The 7054-nt window shown below is 62.8% G+C and carries 8 protein-coding genes; 4 read left to right on the forward strand and 4 right to left on the reverse strand.

Annotation, left to right across the window (positions count from 1 at the left end; all coding sequences use genetic code 11):
- Nucleotides 1-474, forward strand: a 474-nt coding sequence (locus tag EN932_RS24715; RefSeq protein ID WP_164890605.1) for a GyrI-like domain-containing protein, incomplete at its 5' end; no start/stop codon positions are given.
- A 5-nt stretch (nucleotides 475-479) separates the two neighbouring features.
- On the opposite strand, the gene EN932_RS24720 is transcribed toward EN932_RS24715, so the two are convergent.
- The 3 genes from EN932_RS24720 to EN932_RS24730 are packed head-to-tail and all read right to left on the reverse strand — an operon-like array spanning nucleotide 480 to nucleotide 4096.
- The gene (locus tag EN932_RS24720; protein ID WP_164890606.1) at nucleotides 480-1619 is read right to left on the reverse strand and encodes an alanine racemase; all 1140 of its coding nucleotides are present in this window, start codon (nucleotides 1617-1619) and stop codon (nucleotides 480-482) included.
- Nucleotides 1619-2896 carry a D-arabinono-1,4-lactone oxidase gene (locus EN932_RS24725; RefSeq protein ID WP_127369382.1) on the reverse strand — a complete coding sequence of 426 codons (1278 nt, stop codon included), beginning with the start codon at nucleotides 2894-2896 and terminating at the stop codon, nucleotides 1619-1621. Before EN932_RS24725 ends, EN932_RS24720 begins: the two co-directional genes overlap by 1 nt.
- Before the next feature lie 12 nt (nucleotides 2897-2908).
- Nucleotides 2909-4096 (reverse strand): MFS transporter, encoded by a 1188-nt coding sequence (locus tag EN932_RS24730; RefSeq protein ID WP_127369381.1) that lies wholly within the window; start codon nucleotides 4094-4096, stop codon nucleotides 2909-2911.
- Nucleotides 4097-4220: 124 nt separating this feature from the next.
- Here EN932_RS24730 and EN932_RS24735 point away from each other — a divergent pair, with 124 nt between their 5' ends.
- Nucleotides 4221-4847 (forward strand): TetR/AcrR family transcriptional regulator, encoded by a 627-nt coding sequence (locus EN932_RS24735; RefSeq protein WP_027163205.1) that lies wholly within the window; start codon nucleotides 4221-4223, stop codon nucleotides 4845-4847.
- A gap of 8 nt (nucleotides 4848-4855) precedes the next feature.
- On the opposite strand, the gene EN932_RS24740 is transcribed toward EN932_RS24735, so the two are convergent.
- A complete protein-coding gene (locus EN932_RS24740) occupies nucleotides 4856-5707 on the reverse strand; it encodes a hypothetical protein (RefSeq protein ID WP_063167712.1) in 852 nt (283 codons plus the stop codon).
- Between the two features lie 115 nt (nucleotides 5708-5822).
- Here EN932_RS24740 and EN932_RS24745 point away from each other — a divergent pair, with 115 nt between their 5' ends.
- Both EN932_RS24745 and EN932_RS24750 read left to right on the forward strand, forming a co-directional pair.
- Nucleotides 5823-6620, forward strand: coding sequence for a class I SAM-dependent methyltransferase (locus EN932_RS24745; RefSeq protein ID WP_127370363.1), 798 nt, complete (start codon nucleotides 5823-5825; stop codon nucleotides 6618-6620).
- A 164-nt stretch (nucleotides 6621-6784) separates the two neighbouring features.
- Nucleotides 6785-7054: co-chaperone GroES (locus EN932_RS24750; RefSeq protein ID WP_031193446.1), on the forward strand; the 270-nt coding region annotated here is incomplete at its 3' end.

A 7054-nucleotide genomic window follows, 5' to 3' on the forward strand; every position in this document is an offset into this window, starting at 1 on the left:
TTCCTCACCAATCTCGAACCACCGCGCTTCGAGACCAGCCGGCCGTTCCTGATCGCCGGCCTCGGCGAACGCTACAGCTGTGAAACCAGCGCCGGGATTCCGATGCAGTGGCAGCGTTTTGCACCCTATATCGGCAACATCCCAGGCGAGATCTCAGGCGTTTTCTACGGCGTCTGCCTTAACGGCGACGACGCGGGCAATTTCGACTATGTCGTCGGCGTCGAAGTGTCCGGCTTTGCGGATCTGCCGAAGGACTTCTATCGGGTGCGGGTGCCGGCGCAGAAATATGCGGTGTTCTCGCACCGCGAGCACATCTCATCCATCCGCCGGACGATCAACACGATCTGGAACAGTTGGCTGCCCGACTCCGGTCACGAAATCGCGGATGCACCGGAATTCGAGCGCTATGGACCGGAGTTCGATGCCCACAGCGGCAATGGCGGGCTGGAGATCTGGGTACCGGTGAAGGCGTAGCTCGATCACGCCATCGGCAGCGCCGGCCAGCGATCGATGACCTTTCCGCCGGAAAACACGTCGATCGACCCGAATTGCTGCAGCACGGCCTCGCTCTGCGTCGGCCTTAGAAACGCGTAGTCGCCTGGCCTTGCGGTCGCATCGGCGGGCAAGCCCATGAATTGCTGGTTGGAGGACAGGCCGAGCAGGCCGTTCGTCTTCATGCCTTGGGGGAAGACCGGCTCGGCCATCCACTTGCCGCCATAGAGATAGCAGCCCTTGCGCGGAAACCGGCCGAGCGCCTGCAGCAGGCGGGTAACGGCCGGCGGGCCAGGCAGCATCGGCTCGACCACTTTCAGGATCGGCGTAGCGATGAAAGCCGCCGGCTGGAAGCCGTCGAGGCCTGGCGTATCGAAGTCGCTGGGCAGCACGAAGGCCGAGCCCATCGACACTTCATTGGCCGCGCCGCCACGATGAAGCAGCGCGGTCTTGCTGCCGCCGATGTTGAGGATGCGGCGCTGGTCGGCACCGAGACAGGCGACGAACGCCGCAGCCTGCGCCGACGCCTCCGCCAATGCCTTTGCCGGTCCGCCGAAAAGGCCGGGAATGAGCGGCGCATGCGCCTCGTAGGCCATGACGCCTTCGCAATGCAGCCGGACCGGCAACGCGCTCAGCGCCTTCGACAAGGCCGCGGGATCAGCAAAGCCGCCGCGATGCAGCCCGACATCGATCTCGAAAGCGATGCGCAGGCCGATGCCGAGTTCGTCAGCGAGAGCACCGTATTCCGCCAGTCTCTCCTCGCTGTCGATCAGCCAGCAGACACGCGACCAGTCGGCATCACCCTTCACCAGCGCAGCCCTTGCCGCACCGATCGGCATCGGCTTGCCGTAGAGCAGATCGGCATCCGGAAACGCCTTCAGCACCGCCTCGCTGATCGGCGGGTGGAAGGTCATGAAGCGCTCATGGCGAAGCGCCTTGCCTATATGCGCAAGCAGCGGCAGGCAGGCGAGCGATTTGTCGACCAGCCGCACGGCCAGGCCGAGATCCAGCCTCCCTTTTACCAGGGCAATGTTTCCGTCCAGCCGATCGCGGTCGAGCAGCAGGCAGGGTCGGAAGATGCCGGCGGTCTTCAGCGCATCCGAGAGGGTGGAAAAATAGGTGCTCATCATTCGATGCCGAACAGGCCGGCCATGTAGGGCGACACGAAGCGGTTTTCCGGATCGATGTCGCGGCGCACCGCCATGGCATCGTCCCAGCGCGGGTAGAGCTTTTTCAGCTCCGCCGCTTTCAGGCTGTGCATCTTGCCCCAATGCGGCCGGCCGCCATGTCTGCGGAAGATCGGCTCTGCCGCCCGCATGAACGGCAAAGGATCGTTCGCGGCGTCATGGTGGATGGCGATGGAGCAGGTCAGCCTGTTGTAGAATGGCGAAAGCCAGAACTGGTCCGGCGCGACCGAGCGCACCTCCATCGGGAAATAGACCTCGGGAAAACGCTTCTCGGTCAGCTCGATGATCTCGGCCAGCGCCTTCGGCCCTTCCTCGAACGGCAAATGATATTCCATCTCGTTGAACTTGGTCTGCCGGTCGCTGGCATAGACGTTGAGCCAGTCCTGCACGTAGTCCTCGGCGGGAAATTTGGCGGCCGCCGATCGGATCAGGCGGCCACGCAGCGATGGCAGCCAGGCAAGTGAAGTGCGCAGCCTGCGCAGTGTCCTCAAACCCGCCTCGTCCTCTTCCGGCGGCCGCGTGGTGGGTGCGGCATCGCTGAAATCGCTGGCGATGAACTGCGCATAGCCGGAAAACGGAATGTAGTAGAATTCGGCCGAGCGATGCGCGGCCATCATCGCCTCGAAATCACGCAGCATCTCGGTGATCGGCAGCACATATTTGCGGCGGCGCAACCGGTAGGTCGCGATGTTGTTCAGCGTCACTTCGGTGAGCACGCCGAAAGCGCCGAGCGCGACACCGATGGCGTGGATCATGTCCCGATCCCCTGCCCGCTTGAAGTCGCGGACCTTGCCAAGCCCGTCGACGATCTGCACCGTCTCCAGCTGCGTGTGATAGGCGCCGAGCGTCGGCCCAGAGCCGTGCGTGGCTGTGCCCAGCGCGCCGCCGATCGCCTGGCGGTCGATGTCGCCCATGTTGGGCAGGCCCTGGCCAATGCCTTGCAGGATGTGCATGAGCGGGCCGAGCCGGGTCCCTGCCCGCACCCGCGCCTGATGTTTTTGCGCGTCGTGCGAGACCAGCCCTTCCAGTCTCTCCAGGGACAGGATCGTGCCCTGCGATTTCACCAGCGGTGTGAAGGAATGACCGGCGCCGGCGACGCGCACCGGGCCAGGCGCGCTCCGGACGAGATCACCGAGTTCACCGACATCGCTGGGGCTGGCGATCAGCTTGGGCTCGGCACTTACGAAGCCCGACCAGTTGCTCCAAGTGTTCGACATGGCGCTCCCCGCTCAGGCAACCGCACGACGGCGACGTGACACAAGAACGAAGAGACCGAGCAGCGCCACGCTTGCCACCGCGCTGGCGGCGGCGAATTCCGGCACCGGCCGGAAATCCTTGCCGTCGATGAGCAGCGACGCCGCAATCGGCCCGATCGCCAGGCCGAACAGTTGGGCTGCCGGCACCAGCAGCACGGCGGTGCGCGTCTCGTCGGCGGTGATCGCCAGACGGATCTGGTAGGGCACGATGAACAGCAGGATAAAGCCCATGGCCAGGGCAGCGACCCAGAACGTCGTCAGGCCGGGGCTGCTGGCAAGAACCAGGGAACTGACAAGCGCCACGACGCCGATCGCCGCGATGGCAAGGCGATAATCGATGCGCGCCTCGAACGCGGTCGCCGTCATCGCCCCCAGGACCTGCACCGCGAGGCTGGCCGAGACGATCAGGCCGACGGTGCGGCCATCGATGCCGTATTGCGCGCCTAGCGGCTCCAGGAAAGCCCAGACCGCGCCGAAGAACATGAAGTAGCAGAAGACCGACAACAGCGCGGTCATTGAGGGAACCGTCAGCACATTGGCCAGATTCTCTTCCTTGGGCAGGTCGGCATAGTCACCGGGCACGGTGAAAGCGACCGCCAGCGACACGACGCAGACGACGGCAAGAACGATGAAGCCACCCTCCGACCCTGCGGCCGGAATGACATAGAGCGCCAGCAACAGGGCGAGCGCGCATTGCGCCAGCGTCTGCATGGTGACGAAATAGCCGCCGATGCGCTCGGCACGCCGCGAGCGGGCGATCAGTTCGGTGGCGATGGCGACCAGACCGCCCTCGGCGAGCCCGGCAAGGGCGCGGGCCGCAATCAGCATGTTGGCGCTCGCGGCATAGGCCGTCCACACATTGGCCAGCGCCAGCAGCAGCAGAAGGACGGCACTTTTCCAGCGCATATTGTGGGCCGAAAGCAGCATCGCCACGACGGCCGAACCGATGGCAATGGCGATCATCTCGGCGGTGGCGACCAGCGCCAGTTCGTCGCCGCTGACATGGCCTTCGGTGTAGAGAGCTCCGAGCAGCACCGGCTGCAGGCCGAGGATGAGCAGGCCGACCGAACCGATCCACAGGGCCGAGGCGAGCTGCCAGCCGGTCGGATTGCCGACCAGCCAGTCGCCACTGCCTGCGTGGCCGATATCTGTCGAAGCCAAAGGCGCCTCCCCAACGTCCTTGCCGCGCGGCAAAAAAGCTGACAACCTGTCAGTATTTCAGAAACTGATACTTGATCATATTTCTTGTCAACCGGAATCTAAAAACCGTGCGAAAGATCGGTGCATGACGGAATTGAAGAGAATGGCGACCGAGCCGAGGCGCAAGCCCAAGCAGGAACGCAGCCGCGAGCGCATCGACGCGATCCTGTCGACGACCATGCGGCTGATCGGGGAAAAGGGTATCGACGCCGTCACTATGAAGGAGGTCGGCATGCTGGCGGGCGGGCCAATCGCCACCGTCTACCACTACTTTCCCAACAAATCGGCGATCCTGGCGATGCTCTATGAGCGGTTTTCAGAGGTCAGCCGGGCACGGCTGACGACGATCATCGCCGAAATCCACGAGGCGAAAGATGTCATCGTGGCCGCTGACCGGCTGCTCGATGATTATCTCAGCCGTGTCGCCGGCGATCCGGCCATCCAGGATCTGCAGAACGCCATCCAGGCCGACAAGGCGCTCAAGAACCTCGACCTCGCCGAAACGCGGCACCAAGCCAAAATGTTCTGCGACCATGTCATCGCCTTGCTGGAGCCCGAGAGGCGCGAGCAGTTCGAACGCATGGTTCTGCTGATCTTCCAGCTCGCCGGCGGCGTGGTGCGCCTGGCGCTTGCCGAGGGCGAAGCGGAAAGCCGCCGGACCATCGAGGATTACCGGTCTATCATTCACACGCAGCTGCGGCTGTTCCTCTAGAGCCGCGCCTATTTCGCCCGATGGACGAGGCCTTCGAAGCCGTGTGTCAGATCCGAAGCGCCGGCCGCGAACATCTTGACGAGATTTTGCGGACGGCCGGGAGTCTTGTTCGCATCGAGGAGGATGGCCCTGCCCTCATGCATGACGAAATCGAATTTTCCATAGTCGAAGCCGAGTTCACGCCGGCGCTCACGCAGTTCGTCGGGCACCGGGACGGGCTCGCGCCGGATCGTCTCCGATGCCTTGACCAGGCCGTTCGGGGAGACGTAGCGGGTGCAGCGCTCTCGCTCTCCGCAAAACACCCAGAAACGAACAGCAAAACCGTCGGGTTCTCTCTCCGGAATGAACTTTTCCACGACGAGATCGTCGCAATCAAAGACGCCGTCTGGAACGTCGCCGAGAGATCCGTGGATCTCATAGGGGTGCAAGATTGGCAAATGCGGAAACGGCGGCTGTTTGCCCGCGCGCTCGGATCGCCGGTTGAGGAGCGTCTCCGGGATTCCCCGATTGTTGAGATTGCTTTTGACGATCACCTGACCTTGCCAGCTGTCGGTTTTGTCGATCAATGCACCACTGATCCGCCGTTTGGATATGTCGGCGGCGCCGATGTTGAGGCAGAATGCAAAACACCGGGCATAGTCGACATAGTCCGTTGGCGTCACCGTGGCATCGACATGCAATACCGCCATATCGGCGCTGACCGGCTTCGACAGGCCTTGCTGAACCCGAACCGAATGGCCGCGCCTTTTCAATTCCGCAAGAATGTCGAACAGCATGTATGGGCTGCTCCTGCGCAGCAGAATATCGCGCCTGCCCAGGAACCTGTCATGCTCATGCGTTATCACGGCGATACGCGCCACTATCCACCTCCTGGACTGTCTGTAGATGCCTTGAAATGTCTTGGCTTGTCCAACGACCTCTATTAAGCCCCGGTGATATCCAAAATCCAGGCGTGCAGGGGGCCAATGGAATTGCATGACAAATCATTGGGACGATTACCACCGCCATTGGAAACTTCTGGAAGCGCCGCTCCGGCCGACAGCGGAAACCGTCGCTATATTCGATCGCGAACTTGATCTCGGAAATGCCGATGTCCTTCTCTTGGGGGTTACCCCGGAATTGGCAGTTCTGGGCAAGTCGATGTTGGCGGTCGACCAGTCGGCGGCCATGATTTCCGGCGTATGGGCTGGCGACGACGGCTCGCGACGGGCAATCGCCGGCAACTGGCTTAACCTGCCCGTGGACCGCGCAAGCATCGACGCCGTCATCGGCGACGGATGCCTGTCGGCGGTCGCTTCCCAGGCGGCGCGCAGTTCGTTGTTTGGCGAGGTCGCCAGGGTGCTGAAGCCTGGCAGGCGCGCAGCGATCCGCGTCTTCGCACGACCGGAAACGGCGGACGATCTGTGCGGCATCGAAGCTCTGGTTCTGGCCGGCGGGATCGAGAATTTCCACGCGCTCAAATGGCGGATTGCGATGGCGTGTACGACCGACGACCGCGATTTTACCATCAAGGTGGCAACGATCCGCGATGCATTCGGCAGACTGTTTCCGGACCGCGAAGCTCTTGCCGCGCGAACAGGATGGAGCATGACCTCGATCAACACGATCGACGTCTATGCAGGCTCGGACATAAGCTACAGCTTCGCGACGCTGGCCACGCTGACCAACGAGGCAGCCAACTGGTTCGGCGACGTGCGCGTCGTGCCGAGCGGAAGCTATCCGCTGGCGGAACGGTGCCCGCTTCTGGTGCTCGGTTCGGCCAGGCACCGGTAAGTTCATCATCATGCGCCAAGAGGCGCTCCGAGCGCCTTGACTCCGGCGCGCCGCCAGCCTATTTCAGCGCCACGTTAGCACTCGCCTTTGGTGAGTGCTAACCACATGTCCGGCGCCGCCGGATGGAGGAACTGTTTCTCACCGTTCTCATCGAGGAAGAAAAAATGGCAAAGTCGAAGTTCCGCCCGCTTCATGACCGCGTGGTCGTTCGCCGGGTCGAATCCGAATCCAAGACCGCTGGCGGGATCATCATCCCCGACACGGCAAAGGAAAAGCCGCAGGAAGGCGAGATCATCGCTGTCGGCTCCGGCGCTCGTGACGAAGCTGGCAAGCTGGTCCCGCTGGACGTCAAGGCCGGCGACCGCATCCTGTTCGGCAAGTGGTCGGGCACCGAAGTCAAGCTCAATGGCGAAGACCTTCTGATCATGAAGGAA

This window comes from Mesorhizobium sp. M7A.F.Ca.US.002.01.1.1, from assembly GCF_004022955.1.
Taxonomy (GTDB): Bacteria; Pseudomonadota; Alphaproteobacteria; order Rhizobiales; family Rhizobiaceae; genus Mesorhizobium; species Mesorhizobium ciceri.

Excerpts from the sequence above, each read along its gene's own strand:
- EN932_RS24720 (WP_164890606.1), bottom strand. The coding sequence starts at position 1,619 with ATGAGCACCTATTTTTCCACCCTCTCGGATGCGCTGAAGACCGCCGGC.
- EN932_RS24725 (WP_127369382.1), bottom strand. The coding sequence starts at position 2,896 with ATGTCGAACACTTGGAGCAACTGGTCGGGCTTCGTAAGTGCCGAGCCC.
- EN932_RS24735 (WP_027163205.1), top strand. The coding sequence starts at position 4,221 with ATGACGGAATTGAAGAGAATGGCGACCGAGCCGAGGCGCAAGCCCAAG.
- EN932_RS24745 (WP_127370363.1), top strand. The coding sequence starts at position 5,823 with ATGACAAATCATTGGGACGATTACCACCGCCATTGGAAACTTCTGGAA.